This window comes from Nocardioides sp. BP30, assembly GCF_029873215.1.
Taxonomy (GTDB): domain Bacteria; phylum Actinomycetota; class Actinomycetes; order Propionibacteriales; family Nocardioidaceae; genus Nocardioides.
In genome coordinates this window covers 585,778-608,922 of sequence record NZ_CP123620.1, presented here as the reverse complement: position 1 = coordinate 608,922, position 23,145 = coordinate 585,778, and the positions used below count along the sequence as shown (strand labels likewise).

The following is a 23,145-nucleotide window of genomic DNA, read 5'->3' as shown; positions in this document are numbered from 1 at the left end:
GCCTAGATCGAGACCGAGCCGAAGACGCCGCTGGCGAGCACCAGCAGGGGCAGCAACAGGACCAGGGAGACCGACTCCGCCACGTCGCCGAGGCGACCGCGGCGCACCGACGGCGTCGCCGGCAGCATCGTGCCGGCGAGCACGACCGCGCCGACCGCGGCCAGGACCACAGCGGTGGTCGGCCGCCAGGACGGATGCAGCCAGAGCAGCGCCGCGCCGGTGACGACGAGGGCGACCACGCCGAGGACCAGGCCCACCAGCACCTCGCTGCCGGTGCGGTACTGCCGGGTGCGCAGCATCACCGCGGCGCAGGAGGCGACCGCCAGCAGGGTGCCCCACAGCCCGAGACCGACGGCGAACGGTGCGACCAGCACGAGCAGCACCCCGACGGTGGCGGAGATCCCGATGAGGATCTCGTGGGCGATGCGCGCATCGGCGGCGACCCGGGTCGGGTCGATCGCCGCCGGGTCGGCGGTGATGTCCTGCGGTGAGTAGAGCCGGTCGACATCGGTCGAGGTCATGCCCAGCGCGAGCCAGGGGAAGACCCCGCCGGCGAGCACGACCACGACCAGCACGACGGTCAGCACCACCGAGCCGTCCCAGTCGCCGGCCCGGACGATCAGGCCGACGGCGAGCAGGATCGCGCCGACCACCGCCGCCGGGAGCAGCAGGGTACGGCCCTCGACCGCCAGGCCGAGCAGGCCGACGAAGCCGACCAGCAGGACGGCACCGCCGGCGGCGGCGAGCGGCAGGCCCATCACCTCGACCCCGGCGCCCGCGGACTGCCAGGCCAGCACCAGCCCGCTGACGGCGCCGTAGGCGGCGGCCAGCCAGGCCACCGCGACCGAGGCCTCCGGCTCGCGCTCGGCGCGCGAGAGCACGACGGCGGCGCCGACGAGGACGGCAGCCACCACTCCCGCAGCGACGCCCGCAAGACGGGACTCGTGCTGCACCAGCAGCGCCACGGCGCCCAGGAGCAGGAACAGGGCGCTCGCGACCAGCGCCGTCAGGCGGCCCTGCTCGGGCCGCCAGGGCCGCAGCTCGCGCTCGACGACGTCGGTCATCGCCTCGACGACGTCGTCGTACACCCGCGGAGTCGGCTCGTCGACCCCGGCGCTGAGCGTGAGCACGCCGCCGTCCTCGATCCCCTGGCTGATCAGGCCGGAGTCGAGGGCGAGCCGGCGACCGTCCGGGAGCACGAGCCGGTAGCCGCCGTAGACGGTGGCGGCGTCGAGGAGGCCGACGCTACGGGCGAGCTCGGGAACGAGCTCCGCAACGGGCACGGCGCCGGGTAGAACGAGATCTACCCGGCGCGTGCCGGAGGCGACCGTGACGCGGACCAGCCCGGAGGCGGCCGCAGGCGCTTGTGTCATCGAGGGTTTCGTCGCGGATCGTCGAGGCTCAGAAGAAGCCGGCGGCCTTCTTGTCACCCGCCGCGTAGTTCTCGCGGGAGGTGAGCACGTTGTTGTGGGCGTCGGTCATGATCTGCTGCATGTCGGCGATCTGGGTCGTCCACTGCGCGTGTGCGGTGTCGAACGCCTCGCGCGACTGACCCTCCCAGCCGGCGCCGAAGATCTTCTCGAGGTTGGACTTGAGGTCGTCGAGCCGTGACTGGATGGAGCTGTTGGCGGTCTTCATGTCGGTCGCCATCTGCTCGAGGTCGGCACCGGCGACGCGGATCGTCCCGTCAGACATGTCGTGTCTCCTTCTCTTCGCTGATTGCGTCGCAGCTCAGCCGAGCCGGCCGGCGATGTTCTTGTAGTTGGACGACTCGTCGGAGTCGATCTGGGTGCTGTTGGTGTGCGTGGTGCTGATCGCGTTGGAGAAGTTCGTCAAGATGTCCACGATCTTCTTCTCCTTCTCGTGCCAGGCGTTGTGGAACTCGAAGAACGCGTTGGCGCCGGCACCCTTCCAGCTCGCCACCATCGGCTCGATCTGCCCGCGCAGATTGGCCGCGATCTGGTCGAGGTCGCTCTTCGCCGCGGCGACCTCCTTGGCAGCCTGCTCGAGGACGCCTGCCCCCTGGTTGACCACGCCACCGCCGTTGGGACCACTCATGGTCGCTATCCTTCCTGGCGGTAGGGCCGCCGGATCGAGGAGTTCTTCCGGATCCCGATCGTCCGGACATTCGCCGTATTCCCGGGCGGTGGGGCGCTAAACACCGAAGTGCGATTCCCACAGCGCGCGGAAGAATCCGGTCGCCACGACCAGCAGCGCGAGCGTGCCGGCCATCGCGAGGGCCTCGGCCAGCTCGGCGCGAGCCGCCCACCACGCCGATCGCCACCCCCGCCCGGTCGCCACCGCCGCAGCGAGTACGCCGAGAGCGACCACTACCGCGCCGCCCACCACGAGCACCGTCCGACCCGCGTCGAGTCGCGGCAGCAGGACCACGGCGTCGCAGGCCAGGCACCACAGGCCGGCGGCGCGCAGCAGGCCGCGCGGGACCGCGTAGCGATAGCTGCGAGCGGTGAACAGCAGCGAGATCCCGGCCAGCCCGACCATCAGCCGCGCACCGACCCGGTCGACGGGCAGGTCCGCTCCCGCCAGCAGCAGGGGCGCCGCGAGCAGCACCAGCGCCAGCACCGCGCCCGCTGCCGCCTGGACGATGCGGGCGCCGCGCGCGGCCACATCGGCGACCGCCCCGACCGGCACGAGGGTCCGGCCCCGGCGACCCGGCTGGGCGCGGGCGGACCAGGCACTCACCGCGAGCCGTTCCAGGTCGACCAGGTAGCCGTCCGGCACGTCGACGGCCTGCGAGGGAACCACCCGCGCACCCAGCACCGCCACCGCGAGCAGCACGGCCCACACCACCCTGGGTGCCAGGTCGAGCAGCGCGGCACCGCAGCTGACCGAGAAGACCAGCACGCCGGCGACGATCCAGACCCGCAGCGCCTCCTCGGCGCGCCGGTCGAAGGCCCGTGCCACGGCGGCGGTGACGGCCGCCGCGAGCGCACCGACCCCGATGATCGTGGGCAGCCGCTCCGGTGCCGGGTCCCAGGCGATCGCATAGGCGGCCGCGCCGGCGAGGAACGGCGCGACGACGGCGCGACGAGGTGCCAGCCGCCCCGTCGGCACCAGCCCCGTGGCGGCACCGGCGAGCAGCAGCCACACCACCGTGTCCTGCCGGGCGGCGCTCAGGTGGGGGGCGAGCCAGCCGGCGGTGAGCGCGGCGGCGGCGGCCAAGGCGACGAGCAGCGCCGAGAGCGGTCCCGGCGGATCGTCGGCTCGGCCCGCCAGCGCCGCTCGCCACAGCGCCCGACGGTGCCGATCCGCAGGCGCTCCCACCGGCTCGGCCACGACCAGGAGGTCTCCGGAGACCAGCCCACGGCTGCTGAGCACGTCGCCGGGCGTCAAGGACTCGCCGAGCGGGGTGAGCAGCGGGGGGACATGGGTCAGCCCGAGCTGGGCGGCGTACTCCCGCGCCAGGTCCATCGCCGTCGCGTCCGGCGGGACGACGAGGTCGACCGCGCCGCGGGTGCCGTGCACGGTCAGCGCGAGGCTGCCTGCGATGCGTCCGGCTGTCACGCCGCCCTACTACCCAGGTTTCGAGTGCCTGAATCAGGGAAGTGCACCGACGTGAGTCCTGCCCTCTCGACGGCCCCGTCCACCCTGCGTGGAGGTCGCTCGGACGAGCCCGAGCTGCCGACCGGCGAGATCGTGCTGCAGCCGCCGCCACCGCTCGACCAGGCGGAGGGCAGCGGCGGCGTCCTGATGAACGCGATCCCGATGCTGGGCAGCCTCGGCTCGATCGTGCTGGTCGCCACCATGGGCGGCACCGGGCAGGGCGCCGGCGGGCGGCAGTACATCTCCGCCGGCATGTTCCTCTTCGCCACCATCGGCTTCATCGTGGTGCAGATCGACCGGCAGCGGAAGCAGAAGCAGCAGAGCGTCGGTGGTCAGCGGACCGACTACCTGCGCTATCTCGCCTCGGTGCGCGAGACCGCCCGCACCGCCGGCGACCAGCAGCGCCGCGCCCTGACCTGGCACCACCCCCACCCCAGCTCGCTGCCCGCGCTGGCCGAGGAGCGCTCCCGGCTCTGGGAACGAGGGGTCTCCGATCCCCGCTTCCTCCAGGTGAGGTACGGCGTGTGCCATCAGCCGCTCTCGCTGACCCTGGTACCGCCGGACAGCGCTCCGATCGACCAGGTCGACCCGGCGGCCGCCTCGGCCCTGCACCGGCTGCTGGTGGTGCACCGGCTGCAGCCGGACCTGCCGGCCTCCCTGGACCTGCGAGCCTTCGACCGGATCGAGATCTGCGGCGCCGAGGATCCGGCACGCTCCGCCGCGCGCGCCCTGGTCTGTGCCGCCACGACGTTCCACTCACCCGACCAGCTCGTCGTCGCCGTGCTCACCACCGAGGCGCTGCGGGCGCACTGGGACTGGGTCAAGTGGCTTCCGCACGCACAGAGCGCCCGCGAGGCGGACGCGGTCGGACCGCGGCGGATGGTCGCCACCTCGCTCGACGACCTGGCCGCGCTGCTGCCGGCCGACCTCCTCGACCGGCCGCGGTTCGGCTCCGACGAACGCACGCTGACCCCACACATCCTGGTCGTCGTCGACGGGGTCACCATCCCTCCGGGCAACCACGTGCTCCCGCAGGACGGCGTGCACGGCGTCACGGTGCTCGACCTGCCCTCGCGCTGGGACGAGCTGGTCGATGCCAGCTGGCTGCGGCTGCAGCTCGAGGGCGAGCCCGACGAGGAGGGGTACGCGAGCGCCTCGGTGCTGCGGGTGCGCGCCGAGCCGGTCCACGCCCGGGTCGACCAGTGCGACCAGCAGGTGGCCGAGGCCTTCGCCCGCCGGCTCACACCGCTGCACACGGTCGCCGCCGGCGCCGCCGAGGCCGGTGACGCCGAACTCACCGGCCCCACCGACATCATGGAGCTGCTCGGGCTCAGCGACGTACGGGTGCTCGACCCGGAGGTGTCGTGGCGTCCGCGTCCGGCGCGCGATCGGCTGCGGGTGCCGATCGGGCTCGGGGACAACGGTGCGCCGGTCCACCTCGACATCAAGGAGTCCGCCCAGCAGGGCATGGGGCCGCACGGGCTGGTCATCGGCGCGACCGGCTCGGGCAAGTCGGAGTTCCTGCGAACGCTCGTCCTGGGCCTGGCGCTGACCCACTCCCCCGAGCAGCTCAACATGGTGCTGGTCGACTTCAAGGGTGGGGCCACCTTCGCCGGCATGGCCGAGATGCCCCACGTCTCGGCGGTGATCACCAACCTGGCCGGCGAGCTCACCCTGGTCGACCGCATGCAGGACGCACTCTCGGGCGAGATGGTGCGCCGCCAGGAGCTCCTGCGCGAGGCAGGCAACTTCTCCTCGATCAAGGACTACGAGCGGGCTCGGACCAACGATCCGTCGATGCCGCCCCTGCCGTCGCTGTTCATCGTGGTCGACGAGTTCTCCGAGATGCTCTCGGCCAAGCCGGAGTTCATCGACCTGTTCGTGGCCATCGGTCGGCTCGGCCGCTCGCTGGGCCTGCACCTGCTGCTCGCCTCGCAACGGCTCGAGGAGGGCCGGCTGCGCGGCCTGGAGTCACACCTGTCCTACCGGGTCGGGCTGCGCACGTTCTCCGCGCAGGAGTCGCGCGCCGTGCTCGGCGTCCCCGACGCCTACGAGCTGCCCGCCGTCCCCGGCCTGGGCTACCTCAAGCCGGACCCCACCTCGATGCTGCGGTTCAAGGCCGCCTACGTCTCGGGACCGCCCTCGGGCGGTGCGCGCGTGCGTCGCGACGACGCCGGCGCGATCAGCGGCATCCTGCCGTTCACCATCGCCCCGGTCCGGGGACTCGACCCCGTCGAGGCGCCGCCGCGGCCGGTCGAGACCACCCCGCAACCGCCCTCGAGCGACGAGTCGCTCCTCGACATCGCCGTCGCCCGGATGACCGGGCACGGCATGCCCGCCCACCAGGTCTGGCTGCCGCCCCTCGACGTACCGGACACCCTCGACCAGCTGCTGCCCGATCTCGTGGTGGATCCCGTCGCCGGGCTGACCTCGCCGTCGTGGCGCGGCGCCGGCGGCCTGGTGGTGCCCCTGGGCACCGTCGACCGGCCGCACGAGCAGCGCCGCGACACGCTCAGCGTCGACCTCGGCGGCGCGGCCGGCCATGCGGCGGTCGTGGGTGGCCCGCGGTCCGGCAAGAGCACGCTGCTGCGCACCTTCGTCGCCTCGCTGTCCTTGACCACGACGCCGCTGGAGACACAGATCTTCGTGCTCGACTTCGGCGGCGGGACGTTCGCGCCGTTGGCCCGGCTGCCGCACGTGGCCGGCATCGGCACCCGCAGCGAGCCCGACGTCGTACGCCGGATCATCGCCGAGGTGCGCGGGGTGGTCGATCGTCGCGAGGCCTACTTCCGCGCCCAGGGCATCGACTCCATCGAGACCTACCGCGCGCGACGCCGGCAGGGCGCGACGCGCGGGCGCGCCGACGACGGGTACGGCGACGTGTTCCTCGTCGTGGACGGGTGGGCGACGCTGCGGGCCGACTTCGACGACATCGAGATCGAGCTGCAGCAACTCGCCCAGCGCGGTCTGACCTTCGGCTTCCACCTGCTCACCGCCGCCACGCGGTGGGCCGACTACCGCGCCGCGATGCGCGACCTGCTCGGCACCCGGCTGGAGTTGCGGCTGGGCGATGCGACCGACTCCGAGATCGACCGCAAGATCGCCGGGCTCGTGCCGGCCGGGCGGCCCGGTCGCGGTCTGGTGCCGCAGAAGCTGCACTTCCTCGGCGCGCTGCCGCGCATCGACGGCGACCAGCACTCGACGACGCTCGGTGACGGGGTCGAGGACCTCATCGAGCGGGTCCGGGCGGCGTGGACCGGCCCGGAGGGCCCGAAGCTGCGCCTGCTGCCCGAGCAGATCAAGATGGACGACGTCCGCGCGGCGGCCGGCATCGACGCCGACGTGCCGGGCGGCAGGCTGCTGCTCGGCATCAACGAGCGCGAGCTCGCACCCGTGGGGCTGGACCCGGACACCGAGCCCCACCTGCTGGTCTTCGGTGACGGCCAGTCCGGCAAGAGCGCGCTGCTGCGCTCCTACGCCCACGAGGTGATGCGGACCCGCACGCCCAAGCAGGCTCAGCTCGTCGTGGTCGACTACCGACGCTCGCTGCTGGGCGAGATCCCCGAGGAGTACCTGCTCAACTACCTGACCTCGGCCGGTCAGGCCGCGCCCGCGCTCAAGGATCTGGCCAGCTACCTGGAGAGCCGGCTTCCGGGTCCCGACGTCACCCCCGAGCAGCTGCGCAACCGATCGTGGTGGACCGGTGCCGAGGTGTTCGTGCTCGTCGACGACTACGACCTGGTCGCGACCCAGCAGGGCTCGCCGGTGCAGGCACTGCAACCCCTGCTCGCCCAGGCCCGCGACACCGGCCTGCACGTGGTGGTGGCGCGCCGCGCGGGCGGTGCCTCCCGGGCGCTGTACGAGCCGGTCATCCAGAGTCTGCGCGACCTGGCCATGCCGGGGCTGCTGCTCTCCGGGGATCCGTCGGAGGGTCAGCTCATCGGCAACGTGCGCGCCGTACCGGCTCCTCCGGGTCGTGGTCGGCTCGTCACCCGCGACCGAGGTACCGAGGTCGTGCAGCTGGCCTGGTCCGAGCCGACGCTCTGAGCGTTCTCGGCGCTGGCCCTGGCGGCCTCGACCAGCGACGTCGAGACGTCTAAGTCGAGTAAGTCACAGGACTTTGGACTATTTGGTCACCTGCTTGTAACGTTCCAACAACCTCCTGGCGACTTTCGTAGGGAACGCTTGGAGTCACCAACCCGCATTCACGACAGGAGGGCCGAGATGGAGAACCCCACCGCGACCGAGCTGGTCGAGGAGCTGGACCGCGTCACCGTACAGCGGTTCAACCTCCGCAACCGTCACGCCAGCGCGCTGGCCAAGCTGATGGAGGAGCGCGAGGATCTGCGTGGCACCTACGCCTTCGCCGATCTGGTCGACGACTCGCTGCGCTGGTCGGCCTGAGCAGCGCTCGACCGACGAGCACCACACACGCCCAGGCCGGGCCCGTTACGCACGGGACCCGGCCTGATGTGTCTTTCCAGACTGCTGACGACGCCTCGCGACGTCCGGGCGTCCTCGGGTCGGGTTAGGGTCGACGGGTGATCTTCAAGCGCGTCGGAGCGAGCCGCCCCTATCCCGATCACGGTCTGACGGCGAAGGACTGGGCGGCCCTGCCGCCGCGCCAGCTGCGCCTCGACGAGCTCGTCACCACCAAGGACACGCTCCAGCTCGGCTCCCTGCTGGACGAGGACTCGACGTTCTACGGCGACCTGTTCGCCCACGTCGTGGAGTGGCACGGCGAGTACTACCTCGAGGACGGGCTCCACCGGGCGCTGCGAGCCGCCCTGCAGCAGCGGTTGGTGCTGCACGCCCGGGTGCACACCCTGGTGAGCGACCCCGCGGCTGGCACGAACGCCTAGGATTCGGCGCGTGCTGACCGGTGCCCGGACCCTGCTGACCCTCGTCGTGGTCGCTCTCCTCGTCGTGGTGATCGGCGGGTGGGGCTTCGCCCTGCTCACCAAGCCGTTCCCGAAGAAGGCGGACGCGCCGGTCTGCAGCTCGGCCAGCGTCAACGTCGGCGACCACGTCTTCCCGGCGCAGGTGACGGTCAGCGTGCTGAACGCGTCCAAGCGCGAGGGCCTGGCCGGGCGCACGATGACGGCGCTGAAGGACGGCGGGTTCGCGGAGGGCCACTCCGGCAACGCGGCCAGCGGCACCAAGGTCGGCAGCGTGCAGATCTGGACCGAGGATCCCGCCAGTCCCGCGGTCAAGCTGGTCGCCGCCTGGCTGCCCGGCGCCAAGGTGGTGCGCAAGTCGGTCGCGGAGCCGGGCGTCGTGGTCGTGGTCGGGGACAAGTTCGGCGCCGTGGGCACCGGGCCCAAGTCCATCACCGCCGCGACCAACGCCACGATCTGCAGCCCGACGCTCAGCTGAGCGTCACCCGGAGCTAGAGCGAGCGGACCCAGCCGGCCAGCCGGCCGTGCCGGGAGACCTGACGCAGCCGCCGCTCGGTCTGCTCCCGCAGCGGTCGCGGCGTGACCACGAGCAGGTCGTCACCGTGCTTGAGCACCGTGCGCTGCTCGGCCGCGATCGACTCACCCTCGCGGATCACCATCGACACCGAGGCACCGCGCGGCAACCGCAGCTCGCCGACCTCGACACCGTGCAGCCGCGAGCGCGGCGTGATGGTGATCTGCAGCAGGTCGGCGGCGATACGCTCCAGCACCGCCACCTCCAGCTCGAACGCACGAGGATCGTGCGGCTGCGCCAATCCGAGCAGACGGGCGATCAGGGGCAGGGTCGGAGCCGTGATCAGCGTGTAGACGACCACCAGGACGAAGACCAGGTCGAACAGGTGCACCGCCCCGGGTACGCCGTCGGCGAGCGGGATGGTCATGAGCACCACGGGCACCGCACCGCGCAACCCGGCCCAGGAGAGGAACGCTCCCTCACGCACCCCCAGCGGCTGGACCACCATCGCGACCAGGACCGCCACCGGCCGAGCGACGAAGGTCAGCAGGAGGCCGGCGACCAGCGCCTTGCCCACGATCGACCACTCCAGGGTGGCCGGCGAGAGCAGCAGCCCGAGCATCACGAACAGCCCGATCTGGGCCAGCCAGGCGACGCCCTCGGCGAAGCCGCGGGTGACCTGGCGATGCGGGAGCTCGGCGTTGCCCAGCACCAACGCGGCGACGTAGATGGCGGCGAAGCCGCTGCCGTGCAGCGTCGAGGCACCGGCGTCGGCGAGGAAGCACAGCGCCAGCACGCTGAGTGAGTACAGGCCCGAGGAGGGCAGCGACACCCGTCGCAGGATCCAGGCTCCTGCCAGCCCGACCAGCCATCCTGCGACCAGCCCCAGGACGAGCTCGCCGGCGATGATGAGCACCACGACCCACCACGCGTGGTCGTGCACCGTGCCGGCGGAGACGAGGGTCACCAGCACGACCGTCGGCGCGTCGTTGAGCCCGGACTCCGCCTCGAGCGCCCCCGTCAGCCTCCTCGGCAGGGGCACCACCCGCAGCACCGAGAAGACGGCGGCCGCATCCGTCGGCGAGGTCACGGCACCGAGCAGCACCGCGAGCTCCCACGGGAGCCCGAGCAGGTAGTGCGCTCCGACCGCCATCACCCCGACCGAGACCGCGACACCGATCGTCGCCAGCGACATGCCCAGGCGCATCGAGGGCCGCAGCACCCGCCACGAGGTGGTGACGCCGCCCTCGGCCAGGATCAGCGCGAGCGCCGCGAAGCCCAGCGAGTGGGCCAGCTCGGCGTCGTTGAAGTGGATGCCGAACCCCGCGTCGCCGAGCGCGACTCCCATCAGGAGGTAGACCAGCAACGAGGGCAGCCCGGCCACCGACGTGAGCCGTACCGCCAAGATCGCGCACAGCGTCACGGCAGACCCCACGAGCAGGAACAGGTCGAGCTCGTGGACGCTCATGTCACCTTGCTTCGGCAGGCCGGTTGGACGGGGGCTGTCGCGGGCGGCGGGATCCCAGCCTAGCCAGCGCCTTAACGTGGGCCCATGGATGCCCGACTTCCCCAGGCCGCCGCGGACCCGCAGCCGGCGGCTCGCCAGGCCCACCTCCAGGCCCACCTCCAGGCCCAGCTCCAGGTCGCCAGGCGCGCCAACGTCCCGCCGTTCCACGTCATGGACATGATCGAGGCGGCGTCCCGCCGGCAACGGGAGCGCGGCGACGTCCTCAGCCTGCTCGCCGGCCAGCCGCTGACGGGCGCCCCGGGGCCGGTCACCGCCGAGGCCGTGCGCCTGCTGCAGAGCGGCGATCCTCTCGGATACACCCCCGCCACGGGCATCCTCGAGCTGCGCGAGGCCATCGCGGAACATCACCGGCGTACGCACGGGCTCGAGGTCGGTCCCGACGACGTGGTGGTGACGACCGGTGCCAGCGGTGGCTTCCTGCTGGCGTTCCTGGCCGCCTTCGACGCCGGCGACCGGGTCGCGATGGCGCGGCCCAACTATCCCTGCTACCGCAACGTGCTGACCGCCCTCGGCTGCGAGGTCGTCGAGCTGCCGAGCGGGCAGCGGACGAGGTTCCAGCCGACGCTGGAGCAGCTGACGCGCGTGCCCGACCTCAAGGGTGTCGTGGTGGCCAGCCCGGCCAACCCGACCGGCACGATCATGCGGCCCGAGGAGCTGGCGGCGATCGCTACCTGGTGCGAGCGTCACGGCGTGCAGCTGATCTCGGACGAGATCTACCACGGCATCGAGTACGGCGCCCCGGCCGACGGACCGGCCCGCACCAGCAGTGCCTGGGAGACCAGCCGCGAGGCGGTCGTCTTCGCCAGCTTCTCCAAGTACTTCTCCATGACGGGGTGGCGGATCGGCTGGATGCTCGTGCCCGGGCGGCTGCGCCGGGCCGTCGACGTGCTGACCGGAAACTTCACGATCTGCCCACCCACCTTGGCGCAGCGTGCCGCCGTCGCCGCGTTCACCCCCGAGTCCTGCGCCGAGCTGGACGGCCACGTGGCCCGGTACGCCACCAACCGGGCGCTGCTGCTCGACGGGCTGCGCAGCCTCGGCATCGACCGGCTGGCACCGGCCGACGGCGCCTTCTACGTCTACGCCGACGTCAGCCACCTGACCGACGACACGATGAGCTGGGCGAGGTGGCTGCTGGACACCCACGGCGTCGCCCTGGCGCCCGGGATCGACTTCGACACCGAGGCCGGCCACCGGTACGTGCGGATGAGCTTCGCCGGGGACACCGCCGAGATCGGCAGCGCGCTGAACCGGTTGTCCACAGCCGTGCGGGGCTGAGGTTTCCGCTCCCTCCGGGCGGGCAGGTGTCGGTCGGGACGGCCCGACCGCTTGGAGGAGAGATGTTCGCAGAACCAGCAACGATCCGGGGCCGCGCCCGTGCCCTGCGCCGCCGGGCCGATGAGATCCACGACCTGGCCGACCACCTGGTCCGTCTCGCCGACGAGGCCGCCTGGCAGGGGCTGGGAGCCGACGCCATGCGTGCCGCGACCCGGCACAGCGCAGGTGGCCTGCGGCGTACGGCCACGCTGCACGAGGACGCCGCCGAGGCCCTCGACCGGCACGCCCACCGGGTGGGCGTCGTCCACGACGCACTCGACGGTGCCGTGCACGCGCTCTCCCACGCGTTGGGGGCACTGGGATGAGCGCGCCGCAGGCACACATCACCGGCGTGAGCGGCGGCGAGGTGCTCGCCGCGGCGTACGACGACCTCGACCGGCTGGCCGGCACCTACGCCCACACGGGCGTGCGGTTGCTCGGCTGGTCCTCGCTGCCCACCGAGACGCTGGTCGATCCCGACCTGCTGGCCAGTGCGGCCTTCGCCCCGCTGAGCTTCGGTCGCGTCGAGGTGGCCCTGGCCGCTCTCCTGGCCGGTCACGAGTCGCTGCCGGTCGTGGCCGCGGAGTGGGAGGCGCTGGCGGCGGCGGTCGTCGGGGCGCGGCTGAGCATCGAGGCGGCCGACATCGGCGAGGGAAGGCGGCTGTGGGTCGACGCGAAGGAGGCGCTGTTCCTGGACGGATCGGGCCTCTCGCCGCTCGATCGCGGTGAGCTGGCGCTGGCCGGAGCGGGCGCCCTCCTCACCACTCGCCTCGGCGAGGGTGGCATCGCGCTGGGCAGCCGCGCACTGGCTGCCCTGTACGGCGAGGAGTCACCACCCGTCACCGTCAGGGTGCCGCTGTCGGTGCCGGCCTCCGACCGGGCGCCGCGCGACATCGTCGACCTGGTCGAGCACCTCGGCGAGCTGTCCGGCACCGATCCCGCCCTCGACGGGGTGGTCGAGGTGCAGACGCTCGTGGCCGACGACGGCGCCCGGCGACACGTCGTCTACCTGCCGGGCACCGACGACATGGATCCGCTCAGCAGCGACGACCAGGTCCGTGACATGCACGAGAACCTGCGCCTGCTCGCCGGACAGTCCACCGCCTACGGCGCCGGCGTGCTGGCGGCGATGCATGCTGCCGGCATCCGGCCCGGCGAGCAGGTGCTGCTGGTCGGCCACAGCCAGGGCGGCATGGAGGCCGTCGCACTGGCCTCGCACGCCTCGCCGTACCGGGTCAGCGACGTGGTCACCCTCGGCGCGCCGACCGCCCAGGTGCACCACTACCCGCCCGGCGTCCACGTGCTCTCCCTGGAGCACGAGGGCGATCTCGTGCCGCAGCTCGCCGGCCAGGGTTCGGCCTCCGCCCAGCACGTGACGGTGCGCTTCGACTCCGGCGTGCAGGGCGTGGTGGCGAACCACTCCCTCGAGCACTACACCGCCGGCGCGGCGGCCGTGGACGCCTCCGCCGACCCCGACGTGGTGGCTGCCCGCGACGAGTTGAGCGGCTTCCTCCGGGCCGGCGGGCAGGCACACGGGCAGGTCTTCGCGATCACCCGTGACCGGTAGCGGCAGCGGCCACGTTTCGCCGCGACGCCGGACGGGAAGGAGCCGGAGCATGTACGGCGACACCGAGGTGATCCGCGCCCACGTCGGCCGGCTGCGCGAGCAGGCGGCCGACATCCGCGCCGAGGCCGATCGACTGGTCTCGAGGACCGAGTCGGTGCTGTGGCCGGGTCGGGCCGCCGAGGCACTGCGCGGCCGGATCCGCGACCGAGCGGTGGCGCTGCGTGCCACGGCAGAGCGCCACGACGAGGCCGCCGACCTGCTGGACCGGCACCTGAGCGAGGTCGAGCGACGCAAGGAGGCCATCGTCGCGGCCGAGCGACGCGCCGACCTGCTGGCCCAGGAGGGGAAGCTGCCCGCCGTCACGCTGCCGGCCCCCGGACGCCGCGAGTGGCTGGAGGTGGAGCTCTGATGCCGACCATCGACCTCGGTGTCGCCCGCCCGGCGCAGCCGCCCACCGCCGAGGTGTGGGCCGACCTCCCCCGCCGGGTCGGCCTGACCCTGACCGAGCTGCGGCTGCTGGCCGAGCTCCTGGGAGCGCCGCTGCCGTTCGACGTCGTCCCGCCCGCACCCGAGCCCACCGGTGGCAGCCTCGCCGCCAGGCTCGGGCTGAACCCGACGGCCACCCAGGACCAGACCTACGCCGAGGTCCTCGCCCGACTCGGCGACCCGGCCGACTCGTTGCGCCGCCGCGGGCTGCTGGCGCCGGAGGGCGGTGGCGGAAGTCCCAGGGTCGACCCGGGGATCGCCGGTGCCCTCGGCCTGCTGGCCGCCCCGACGGTCGCGCTGGACCTCGACGTGGCGGTCGACGGCCTGCTCGCGCACGCCTGGCACCGGCATCGAGCGGGCTCGGTGGCGACCCTGGCCACCGGTGACGGGCTGGTCTTCGAGCTGTCCTGGTTCGCCGCCGGCGCGTGGCCGGCGGAGCTGGCCCGGGTGGCGGCGCTGCCCGGCGAGACCAGGATCCGCTCCTCGCTGGTGCCGACCGCGTTGCAGGTGCCCTGGCAGATCGCCGACGCCGCCGCCGAGGCCGTCCGCGCGGGCCGCCCGGAGCTCGTGCCCGTCCTCACCGGTGACACGGCCTTGAGCACCGTGCTCACCGCCCTCGCGGGCGAGGCACACGGGCGGCTGCGGGCCCTGGTCTCGACGGTCCCTGCCGACCCCCACCTCCAGCCACGCGCCATCGGCGTCGCCGCCTGGACCCTGCTGGCCGACGGGTGGCACGCCCTGCGTCCACACCGGGCGGCCGGACCCGGTGACACGGCCGCCGGCGACGACCTGCTGGAGATCCTCCGGGTGGAGCCCGCCGACCTCGCCACCGAGCTGGCGCCGCTGCTGGCGGAGGTCGCCTGATGACGAGCGGCATGGACGAGGCGGCCTACGAGCGGATGCTCCAGGTGGCCGACGGCTTCGACGCCGTCGGCGAGCGGCTGCGGGCGTGGTCGCGGACGGGGCAGGAGATCCTCCGCGACCCGGATGTCGGCGAGTCGGCCGAGCTCTCCCCGAAGACGCACGACGCGGCGATCGAGTCGATCGAGGCGGCTGCGCTCGGTCGGGGCGGGCTGCTCGGGCGTTCGCTGGAGCTGGACGCCGATGCCCTCGCCGTACGGGCGACGGTGCTGACCTATCGCTGGATCGACGAGCTGCAGACCGCGGCCTACCGCTCGCTCGGCTCGATCGCCGGGCGGGCCATCGGGTTCCTCGCCCCCGAGGTGGAGCTCGGCGGCTCGCTGGTCTCGGCCGGCATGATCGAGACCGACGCGCTGGACCGCGACGGGGTCGCGGCGTACCTGGGCGAGCTGGCCGCGACGAACCCGGAGCTGATGGAGCACGTCACCTCCGGTGGCGGCGGGTTGCTGGAGAGCCTGCAGCTGCGCAGCATGTTGACCACGGGCATGCCCGCAGACGAGGAGCTGGCCGCGGCAGCTGCCGGTGGGCTGCGTGCCGCCGGCATCGCCCTGCTGCGCACCGACGCGGGCGCCGCGATCCGTGACACGGCCGCCGAGCTGATCTCGGAGCCGTCCGAGCCGGGCGCGCCCCCGGTCCAGGAGGACGCCGTCACGCCGTCCGGGCTGGCCGATCTGATCGCTGCGCTGGAGAGCGCCAGCACCGCCGTCGCTGTGCGGCCGGCCGCGCCGGGGCGCTATATCGCCTACCTGCCCGGACAGTACGTCGGCGAGCGCAAGCTGCGGCTGGTCAGCGCGATCACCAGCTCGTATGCGGCCGAGGCTGCCCGCACGATCGCGGCAGCGGTCGAGCCCGGCGCTCACGTGATGCTGGTCGGCGCCGCGGCCGGTGGCGCCACGGCAGCGGCGCTGGCGGCCAGCCCGGTCGAGGAGTTCGTGGTCGACCAGGTGGTGACCGTCGGGGCTCCTGCGGCGCAGGCCGCCCGCGTGCCCGAGACCACCCGGGTGCTGGCGCTGGAGGATCGCAACGACCCGGTCGCGCTCCTCGGTGGGCTGGTCAACGCGGGCGCGAGTCACCGGCTGACGGTCGTCTACGACGCCGACGCCGCGGACGCCACCGGCCGCCACCTCGCCGGTGGCCGGCAGGCCGACGCCGCGCCCCATCCCGAGCTGCGGGCCGAGCTCGATCGGATGCGCGCGCTGGGCTACCTGGCCTGAGTCGTACGCCGGGGTCTGGCTGAGACCCCGCCACAACCTGACCACCTGCTCCTCGACCCTCGTCCGGGCCCGACGCCGGTGCCACCATGGCCGACGTGCGCCGAATGGTTGTCGTGGTCGTGGCGGCTGTCGCCATCGTCGTACGGGTCGCGCCGCTGCTGCGCGGTGGCGGCCTGCTCTTCTGGGGTCGCTACGACGACGGGGTCTACTTCACCGCCTCGGCGTCGCTGCTGGCCGGCCGGGTCCCCTACCGCGAGTTCGTGCTGCTGCACCCGCCGCTCATCATGCTCCTGCTGCTGCCCTTCACCCTGCTGGGCCGGCTGACCAGCGACCCGACGGGGCTGCTGGCCGCGCGGCTGACCTGGGTGCTGCTCGGCACGCTGACGGCGGTGCTGGCCGCCCGCTTCGCCGGGCGCTGGGGCACGAGCGCCGCGCTGGTGGCGGGCCTGTGGGTGGCCTGCTCGGCGAGCGCCTCCTACGCCTCGCAGACCACGTTCATCGAACCCGCCGCGGATCTCGCGCTGTTCGGTGCGGTGGCGCTGCTCAGCTGCGACCACGAGCGGCCCCGGCACGAGCTGGCCGGCGGGGTGCTGCTCGGCATCGCGCTGGCCGGCAAGATCTGGTACGTCGTTCCGGTCGCCGCGGTCCTGCTCGTGCTGCTGGCGGGCACCCGTCGCGGCGTCTCGCTGCGGACCATCGCCCGGGCGGCCGGGGCCGCCGCGGTGACGGCGACGGCGATCCTGCTGCCGTTCTTCGCGCTGGCGCCCCGGGCGATGTGGCGGATGGTGGTCCTCGACCAGCTGAGCCGGCCACGCACCGGCAAGACGGCGCTGCTGGACCGGCTCGGCACGGCGATCGGCGGTCGAGCGCTGGGGCTGCCGACGACCGCGTCGCAGGTGGTAGCGGTGGTGGCGACGGTCGCCTTCGCCGTCGGTGCCGCGGCGTGCCTGCTCGATGCACGCGCACGGATGATCGGCGCGGTGGCGGTCGGCTGCGTCGGTGTCCTGCTGCTCAGCCCGGTGGTCTTCCACCACTACGGGGACTACACCGCCGCGCCGGTCGCCGCCACGGTGGCGATCGGCTGGTCGATGGTGGGGCGTGGCCTCGCGGGTCGGCTCGGCGGTGCCGGCGTCCCGCTGCGCCGGATCGGCGCCGCGGTCGCGGTGCTGGTGGTCGCTGCGGGCGGCGTCTCGGTGGCGGGGCATCCGCTGGGCAGGACCTTCCCGCGGGCGTCGCTGACCGCTCGCCTGCCCGCGGGGTGCATCACCGCCGACGACCCGACGACGCTCGTCCTGGCGAACCGGCTCAGCAGCGACCTCCGGCACGGCTGCGCCGTCGCCGTCGACGTGACAGGTGCCAGCTACGGCGCCTCCGTGGGCCGTGGTCGCGACGTGGCCTACCTCGACTGGCTGCACGCCTACCTGCGCTCGGGGGCGGGGGCGATCCTCGCCCGTCGTGGGCACGACGGCCTGCCGCCGGGTGCGGCGACCACGCTGGGCGCGCCGGCGTACACCGAGCGGTACCTGCACGTCCTGGTGCCCGAGGCTGCCGGATCGGCGCGGCACCGGCACTCGTCGGGCAGCCCTACGCCAGGTCCTTCACGAACGCGGCGAGCTGGGTGAGGTTGCGACACTCCACCATCGGCACGAGCGCACCGTAGCGGGAAGCCACCGAGTCCCCGGTGTCCCACTGGCGGCGTGCCTCCGGGTTGAGCCACCACTGGTGCCGGGTCCGCTCCACCATCTCGCGCAGCGCCGGCAGTGCCGGGTCGGCGTAGTTCGAGCGGGCGTCGCCGAGGACCAGCAGCGACGTCTTGGGGGTGAGGGCATCGGCGTGCAGCTCGACGAAGCGGCTGAACGCGCGCCCGTAGTTGGTCCGCCCCATCCGCGCCGCGTGCGCCGAGGACGCGACCAGGCCGGTCATCACCTCGACGAGGTCGGCACCGGGTCGGAACTGGTCGGTGACCTCGGTGACCTCGTCGACGAAGGTGAAGGCCCGCACCTTGGTGAAGACCTCGCGCAGGGCGAAGACCAGCATCAGCGTGAAGGTGGCGAAGTTGGCGACCGAGCCGCTCACGTCGCAGAGCACCACCAGCTCGCTGCGGTGCGGACGGCGCGGACGGTGGTAGGTCTCGATCGGCACCCCGCCGGTCGCCATCGAGGCCCGGACCGTACGCCGGAAGTCCAGCGGCCCTCGCCGACGCGAGCGCTGCTCGCGCGCCAGCCGGGTGGCCAGCCGCCGCGCCAGGGGGTAGAGCTCGCGGCGAAGGTCGGCCATGTCGGCGCGGCGCATCTGCAGGAAGTCGAGCCGGTCGATGGTGGGCCGGACGGTCACCCGCGCGATGTGCTCGGGCCCCTTCTCCTCCGCGATCCTGCGCCGGGCGTCGGCCTCGACCATGGCGACGTAGGAGCCGGTCCGTCGCGACCCCACCCGCTCGGCCTCCTCCTCGCTCCAGCCGTGCGCGCGCAGCCCCTCGATCAGCTTGGCGGTCAGCTCGTCGGTGGAGAGCCGGCGCAGGGCGGTGTAGGACGACCACGACGAGAGCCCGGGGCCCCGGCCGGGCATCGCCCCGAAGCGGCCGACCGCCTCCGCTGCCAGCTCGCGCAGCCGATCGACGTCGTCGGCCTCCAGCGCTGCCAGGACCTCCTCCTGGAGTGCGGCGAGAGCCTCCGGTCCGTCCGGCGAGACGTCACCTTTCGTGGCTCGAGCCGTCACATCCTGCGCCCCGTCGCCGACCAACCGCGGGAAGTAGAGCTCGAAGAGCGCGTCGAACGTCGGCCGCTGGCTCTGCCGCTTGACCACGGTGGCGGCGTACACGTCCCGCACGGTCGTGCGCGAGGACCATCCGACGGCACCGAGCGCCGTCACGGCGTCGAGGTCCTCCGCGAGCGAGACCGGCAGGCCGGCCCCGCGCAGGGCCTCGAGGAAGGCGAGGTGTCGGTCGAGCAGACTCATCGGCGTACCGGATCCTCGGCCCGCCGGGTCGGCACGCCGTGGTGAGCAAGCTCGGGCGCGCGGGTCATCGGAACGGGTGCTTCGAGGTCGAGGTGTCGCGGAGGGCGCGGCGAGCGCGCTCCTGGTCCGAGGCGTGCTTGAGCACCACCCCGAGGGTCGCGTCGATCGCCGCCGCGTCCAGCGTGTCGCGCTGCAGCGCGATGAGGGTGCGCGCCCAGTCCACCGACTCCGCGATCGAGGGCGCCTTCTTCAGCTCCAGCTCGCGCAGCCGGGTCACCACGTCGACGAGCTGGGCGACGACGCCCGCGTCGAGACCGGGAACGTGGCGGGTGACGATCTCGCGCTCGCGCTGCGCGCTGGGGTAGTCCAGGTGCAGGTAGAGGCAGCGCCGCTTGACCGCCTCGGACAGCTCGCGGGCCGCGTTGGAGGTGAGGACGACGAAGGGCCGGCGTACGGCCTCGATCGTGCCGAGCTCGGGGATCGTCACCTGGAAGTCGCTGAGCACCTCCAGCAGCAGGCCCTCGACCTCCACGTCGGTCTTGTCGACCTCGTCGATGAGCAGGACCGTCGGCCGCTCGCGGCGGATGGCGGTGAGCAGCGGTCGGCTGAGCAGGAACTCCTCGCTGAAGATCTCGTCGTGCGCCTCCTGCCACGACCCGTCGCCACCGTCACCGCTCCGGCTGGCCTGGATCCGCAGCAGCTGCTTCTTGTAGTTCCACTCATACAGCGCCCGCGCCTCGTCGAGGCCCTCGTAGCACTGCAGCCGCACCAGCTCGGCACCTGTCGCCCGAGCGACCGCCTTGGCCAGCTCGGTCTTGCCGACGCCGGCGGGACCCTCGATCAGCACGGGCTTCTCCAGCGCTCCCGCCAGGAAGGCCGTCGTCGCGGTCGCCTCGTCGGCGAGGTAACCGGTCGCCTCCAGGCGCGCCAAGGCGTCGGCGGGCGAGGTGAACCAGGCGGTCTCGGCGGCTGACCCCGGCCCTGACCCTGCTGCGGACCCTGGGACTGACTCGGTGGTGGAGGCGGGCATGCCTGCATCCTGCCCGAGGGCCGGTGGGACCGGGAGCGGTGTCCACCCGTCACGTCCGGGCGGTGCTGTCGTTGGACACGCATGCAGCCGTTCCACGGAGCCCTCGGGAGCATCAAGGGACTGGCCGTGGCAGCGCTCCTGGTGACCCCGGTGACGACGGCCTCGCTGGCCCCCGTCGGACGGGACTCCTCGCTCGGCTCGGTCACCGAGGCCTTCGCCGGGGCGATCACGGCCCCGGCCGCGCAGGGGACGCAGCACTGCCACGGCGCCGGTGCGCTCATCCGTACGCCGCGCGGCCGGCTGCGCGACGTCAGCCTCGCGCGTGGTCTGCGGACCTACCAGCACAAGGCGCCGGGCAGCTTCGTCCGGCTGTGCGACCCGGCGGTGCGGCCATCGAGACCTCAGCTTCCCTGAGCGGCGCTCTCAGCGCCGACTCAGCCCGAGATGGCAGAGTGGGACTGTGAGCACCGTGAAGTCCCGGGTCCTGGTCGTCGACGACGACAAGGCCGTCCGCGAGTCCCTGCGCCGTTCGCTGGAGTTCAACGGGTACGACGTCGTCCTGGCCGCCGACGGTGCCGAGGCGCTGGCCGGCATCTCCGCTGCCGCGCCCGACATCGTCGTGATGGACGTGATGATGCCGCGCCTGGACGGGATCGAGACCACCAAGGCGTTGCGCCAGGCCGGCAACGACCTGCCGATCCTCGTGCTGACCGCCCGCGACGCCGTCGGCGACCGGGTCGAGGGGCTCGACGCCGGCGCGGACGACTACCTCACCAAGCCGTTCGCCCTGCAGGAGCTCCTGGCCCGGATGCGCGCGTTGCTGCGCCGCGCGGTCCCCTCGGAGGGCGGCACCGACGAGGTGCTCAGCTTCGCCGACCTCACCATGAACACCGCCTCGCGCGAGGTCACCCGAGCCGGCCGCGCGATGGAGCTGACCCGCACCGAGTTCGCGTTGCTGGAGATGTTCCTGCGCCGCCCCAAGCGGGTGCTGGAGCGCTCGTTCATCCTCGAGGAGGTCTGGGGCTACGACTTCCCCACGACCGCCAACTCCCTGGAGGTCTACGTCGGCTACCTGCGTCGCAAGACCGAGGCCGAGGGCGAGTCGCGGCTGATCCACACGGTGCGCGGCGTGGGGTACGTGCTGAAGGAATGACCATCTCGCACCCGACCTGGCTGCGCGGGCGCTCGCTCGCCGGCCGGGTCACGATCCTGACCACGCTGGCGGTGGGCATGGTGGTCGCTCTGATCGCCATCGGTGGCTACGTCACCGTGCGGGCCCAGCTTCAGCGGAGCTTCGACGACTCGCTGACCCAGCGCGCGCATACCGCGGCCCAAGCCCTGACCGACCCGATGGCCGGCATCCGGGGGGTCCCCAACTGGGTCTTCGGTGCCGGCGACGTGCACCTGACCATCTACACCGCCGACGGCGAGGTGGGTACGTCGCAGAACGACACGACGGTGATCCCGAAGCCGGGCGCTGCGGAGCTGGCGGTCGCACGGGGCTCGGCGGCGGAGAGTCTGCGCACCGCGTCCGCCGGGGGGAGGACGTACCGCCTGGTCGCGGTGCCGCTTCCGGGCAACCGGGCAGCGCTGGTGGTGGCGCAGTCGCTGTCCGCGCAGGAGCACGTCCTGCGCAAGCTCGGCCTGCTGATGTTCAGCCTGGGCATCCTCGGGGTCATCGCCGCCGGCCTCGCCGGCTGGGGCGTCGCGAACGGTGGCCTGCGGCCGGTACGCCGGCTCACCTCCGACGTGGAGCGGATCGCGCGCACCGAGGACCTCACCCCGATCCCCGTCGAGGGTCACGACGAGATCGCCCGGCTGGCGGTCTCGTTCAACGACATGCTGATCGCGCTGGCCGCCTCCCGCGACCGGCAGAAGCAGCTCGTCGCCGACGCCGGCCACGAGCTGCGCACCCCGCTCACCTCGATGCGCACCAACATCGACCTGCTCACCCAGGCGGGCGCCTCGCTGGAGCCGGCGCAGCGCGAGGAGCTGCTCGACGACGTACGGGCCCAGATGGAGGAGCTCACCACGCTCATCGGCGATCTCGTCGAGCTGGCCCGCGACGAGCCGCTGCCGCCCGTCGTCGAGCCGGTCGAACTGCCCGAGATCCTCGATCACGCCGTCACCCGCGTACGCCGCCGCGCGCCGTCGCTGACCTGGCAGGTCGACGCCGATCCGTGGTGGGTCGTCGGCGAGGCCCCCGGCCTGGAGCGGGCGATCACCAACCTGCTCGACAACGCCGCCAAGTGGTCCCCGGAGTCCGGCACCGTGCACGTCACCCTGCACGGCGGCGTGCTGACGGTCGACGACGAGGGTCCCGGCATCCCCGACGACGACCTCCCGCACGTGTTCGACCGCTTCTACCGGGCGACCGAGTCGCGCTCGATGCCGGGCTCCGGCCTCGGCCTCTCGATCGTGCGGCAGGTGGTCGAGCGGCACGCGGGCACCGTCTCGGCCAGCCGCTCGCCCTACGGCGGCGCGCGTCTCACCATGCGCCTGCCCGGCTCCCCCGCGCCGGCCCCCCGGACCCAGCCGGTGGGGGTCTCGTGAGGCGCCTGGCTCTGGCCGTGGTGCCGATGGTGGTGCCGACGGTCGTGCTGCTGGCCGGATGCGGCGGCGGCGCTGGCGGCAGCTCGTCCTCCGATGCCGCCACCGCTGCGGCGAGCGGCGCCTCGTCGGGAGCCGCCTCGCCGAGCGCGTCGGCGACCCCCGCTGCCACCTTCAACCCGTGTGACAGCCTCTCGGCCGCGAAGATCTCCGCGGCTCTCGGTGCGAAGGTGACGATCAGCAGGGGCACCGCCACGACACCGCGGTGCGCGCTGCTGCCGGTGAAGAAGGGCGGACCGACGTTCGACATGTCGTACCTGTTCTTCGACGGCGGCCTCGACGCCGCCTGGAAGACCCTCAGCGACAAGCCGGCCGGCACGGTGACCGAGCCGACGGTGCCCGGCGCGGACGCGGCCAAGCTGGTCGTGCAGCGCAAGAAGAGCGGCTATGTCGTCTCCGCGTTCCTGCAGAACGGCAGCCTCATCCAGTCGCTCAACGGGGTGGCGCTGCCGCCGTACGACGTCAAGGCCATGGCGCGTGCCACCACCGAGATCCTCGCCGAGCTGTCCGCGGGGGCTCCGGCGAGCTGAGCGACGGTCGC

The 23,145-nt window shown here is 73.1% G+C and carries 22 protein-coding genes; 15 read left to right on the top strand and 7 right to left on the bottom strand.

Annotation, left to right across the window (positions count from 1 at the left end; all coding sequences use genetic code 11):
* Positions 1-2: 2 nt before the first annotated feature.
* The 4 genes from eccD to P5P86_RS02745 all read right to left on the bottom strand — a co-directional run bounded on the left by eccD (position 3) and on the right by P5P86_RS02745 (position 3,525).
* Positions 3-1,373, bottom strand: coding sequence for a type VII secretion integral membrane protein EccD (gene eccD / locus P5P86_RS02760; RefSeq protein ID WP_280609754.1), 1,371 nt, complete (start codon positions 1,371-1,373; stop codon positions 3-5).
* Between the two features lie 28 nt (positions 1,374-1,401).
* Positions 1,402-1,695 carry a WXG100 family type VII secretion target gene (locus P5P86_RS02755; RefSeq protein WP_280609753.1) on the bottom strand — a complete coding sequence of 98 codons (294 nt, stop codon included), beginning with the start codon at positions 1,693-1,695 and terminating at the stop codon, positions 1,402-1,404.
* A 36-nt stretch (positions 1,696-1,731) separates the two neighbouring features.
* Positions 1,732-2,058: a WXG100 family type VII secretion target gene (locus tag P5P86_RS02750; RefSeq protein WP_280609752.1), complete on the bottom strand. Its 327-nt coding sequence runs from the start codon at positions 2,056-2,058 to the stop codon at positions 1,732-1,734.
* Positions 2,059-2,154: 96 nt separating this feature from the next.
* Positions 2,155-3,525: a hypothetical protein gene (locus P5P86_RS02745; protein ID WP_280609751.1), complete on the bottom strand. Its 1,371-nt coding sequence runs from the start codon at positions 3,523-3,525 to the stop codon at positions 2,155-2,157.
* A gap of 51 nt (positions 3,526-3,576) precedes the next feature.
* Between P5P86_RS02745 and eccCa the strand changes: the two genes are divergently transcribed.
* From eccCa to P5P86_RS02725, 4 genes are all read left to right on the top strand, one after another.
* Positions 3,577-7,611, top strand: coding sequence for a type VII secretion protein EccCa (eccCa, locus tag P5P86_RS02740; protein WP_280609750.1), 4,035 nt, complete (start codon positions 3,577-3,579; stop codon positions 7,609-7,611).
* A gap of 177 nt (positions 7,612-7,788) precedes the next feature.
* Entirely contained in the window at positions 7,789-7,968 is a 180-nt protein-coding gene (locus tag P5P86_RS02735; protein WP_280609749.1) for a hypothetical protein, read from the top strand.
* Between the two features lie 137 nt (positions 7,969-8,105).
* Positions 8,106-8,426, top strand: a complete 321-nt coding sequence (locus P5P86_RS02730) for a type II toxin-antitoxin system VapB family antitoxin (protein WP_280609748.1) — start codon at positions 8,106-8,108, stop codon at positions 8,424-8,426.
* 10 nt (positions 8,427-8,436) lie between these two features.
* Complete coding sequence (locus P5P86_RS02725) at positions 8,437-8,940, top strand: LytR C-terminal domain-containing protein (protein ID WP_280609747.1); 504 nt, start codon at positions 8,437-8,439, stop codon at positions 8,938-8,940.
* Positions 8,941-8,953: 13 nt separating this feature from the next.
* On the opposite strand, the gene P5P86_RS02720 is transcribed toward P5P86_RS02725, so the two are convergent.
* Positions 8,954-10,444: a potassium/proton antiporter gene (locus tag P5P86_RS02720; protein WP_280609746.1), complete on the bottom strand. Its 1,491-nt coding sequence runs from the start codon at positions 10,442-10,444 to the stop codon at positions 8,954-8,956.
* A gap of 84 nt (positions 10,445-10,528) precedes the next feature.
* Between P5P86_RS02720 and P5P86_RS02715 the strand changes: the two genes are divergently transcribed.
* The 7 genes from P5P86_RS02715 (at position 10,529) to P5P86_RS02685 (ending at position 17,631) form a co-directional block, all read left to right on the top strand.
* Positions 10,529-11,782: a pyridoxal phosphate-dependent aminotransferase gene (locus tag P5P86_RS02715; protein ID WP_280609745.1), complete on the top strand. Its 1,254-nt coding sequence runs from the start codon at positions 10,529-10,531 to the stop codon at positions 11,780-11,782.
* A gap of 62 nt (positions 11,783-11,844) precedes the next feature.
* Positions 11,845-12,147, top strand: coding sequence for a hypothetical protein (locus P5P86_RS02710; protein WP_280609743.1), 303 nt, complete (start codon positions 11,845-11,847; stop codon positions 12,145-12,147).
* Positions 12,144-13,388: a lipase family protein gene (locus P5P86_RS02705; RefSeq protein ID WP_280609742.1), complete on the top strand. Its 1,245-nt coding sequence runs from the start codon at positions 12,144-12,146 to the stop codon at positions 13,386-13,388. The genes P5P86_RS02710 and P5P86_RS02705 overlap by 4 nt, the downstream gene beginning before the upstream one ends.
* Before the next feature lie 49 nt (positions 13,389-13,437).
* Positions 13,438-13,797, top strand: coding sequence for a hypothetical protein (locus P5P86_RS02700; protein WP_280609741.1), 360 nt, complete (start codon positions 13,438-13,440; stop codon positions 13,795-13,797).
* The gene (locus tag P5P86_RS02695; protein WP_280609740.1) at positions 13,797-14,738 is read left to right on the top strand and encodes a hypothetical protein; all 942 of its coding nucleotides are present in this window, start codon (positions 13,797-13,799) and stop codon (positions 14,736-14,738) included. The genes P5P86_RS02700 and P5P86_RS02695 overlap by 1 nt, the downstream gene beginning before the upstream one ends.
* The gene (locus P5P86_RS02690; protein ID WP_280609739.1) at positions 14,738-16,009 is read left to right on the top strand and encodes a hypothetical protein; all 1,272 of its coding nucleotides are present in this window, start codon (positions 14,738-14,740) and stop codon (positions 16,007-16,009) included. Before P5P86_RS02695 ends, P5P86_RS02690 begins: the two co-directional genes overlap by 1 nt.
* A 104-nt stretch (positions 16,010-16,113) precedes the next feature.
* Entirely contained in the window at positions 16,114-17,631 is a 1,518-nt protein-coding gene (locus tag P5P86_RS02685) for a glycosyltransferase 87 family protein (RefSeq protein WP_280611310.1), read from the top strand.
* On the opposite strand, the gene P5P86_RS02680 is transcribed toward P5P86_RS02685, so the two are convergent.
* Positions 17,594-18,964 carry a vWA domain-containing protein gene (locus tag P5P86_RS02680; protein ID WP_280609738.1) on the bottom strand — a complete coding sequence of 457 codons (1,371 nt, stop codon included), beginning with the start codon at positions 18,962-18,964 and terminating at the stop codon, positions 17,594-17,596. The two genes, P5P86_RS02685 and P5P86_RS02680, sit on opposite strands and share 38 nt — an antisense overlap.
* Positions 18,965-19,028: 64 nt before the next feature.
* Positions 19,029-19,994: an AAA family ATPase gene (locus P5P86_RS02675; RefSeq protein ID WP_280609737.1), complete on the bottom strand. Its 966-nt coding sequence runs from the start codon at positions 19,992-19,994 to the stop codon at positions 19,029-19,031.
* An 81-nt stretch (positions 19,995-20,075) separates the two neighbouring features.
* Between P5P86_RS02675 and P5P86_RS02670 the strand changes: the two genes are divergently transcribed.
* From P5P86_RS02670 to P5P86_RS02655, 4 genes are read left to right on the top strand one after another with little or no spacing between them, the layout of a single operon-like run.
* The gene (locus P5P86_RS02670) at positions 20,076-20,408 is read left to right on the top strand and encodes a hypothetical protein (RefSeq protein WP_280609736.1); all 333 of its coding nucleotides are present in this window, start codon (positions 20,076-20,078) and stop codon (positions 20,406-20,408) included.
* Positions 20,409-20,454: 46 nt separating this feature from the next.
* Positions 20,455-21,147: a response regulator transcription factor gene (locus P5P86_RS02665; protein WP_280609735.1), complete on the top strand. Its 693-nt coding sequence runs from the start codon at positions 20,455-20,457 to the stop codon at positions 21,145-21,147.
* Positions 21,144-22,547, top strand: a complete 1,404-nt coding sequence (locus P5P86_RS02660; protein WP_280609734.1) for an ATP-binding protein — start codon at positions 21,144-21,146, stop codon at positions 22,545-22,547. Before P5P86_RS02665 ends, P5P86_RS02660 begins: the two co-directional genes overlap by 4 nt.
* The gene (locus P5P86_RS02655; protein ID WP_280609733.1) at positions 22,544-23,134 is read left to right on the top strand and encodes a DUF3558 family protein; all 591 of its coding nucleotides are present in this window, start codon (positions 22,544-22,546) and stop codon (positions 23,132-23,134) included. The genes P5P86_RS02660 and P5P86_RS02655 overlap by 4 nt, the downstream gene beginning before the upstream one ends.
* Positions 23,135-23,145: the final 11 nt, after the last annotated feature.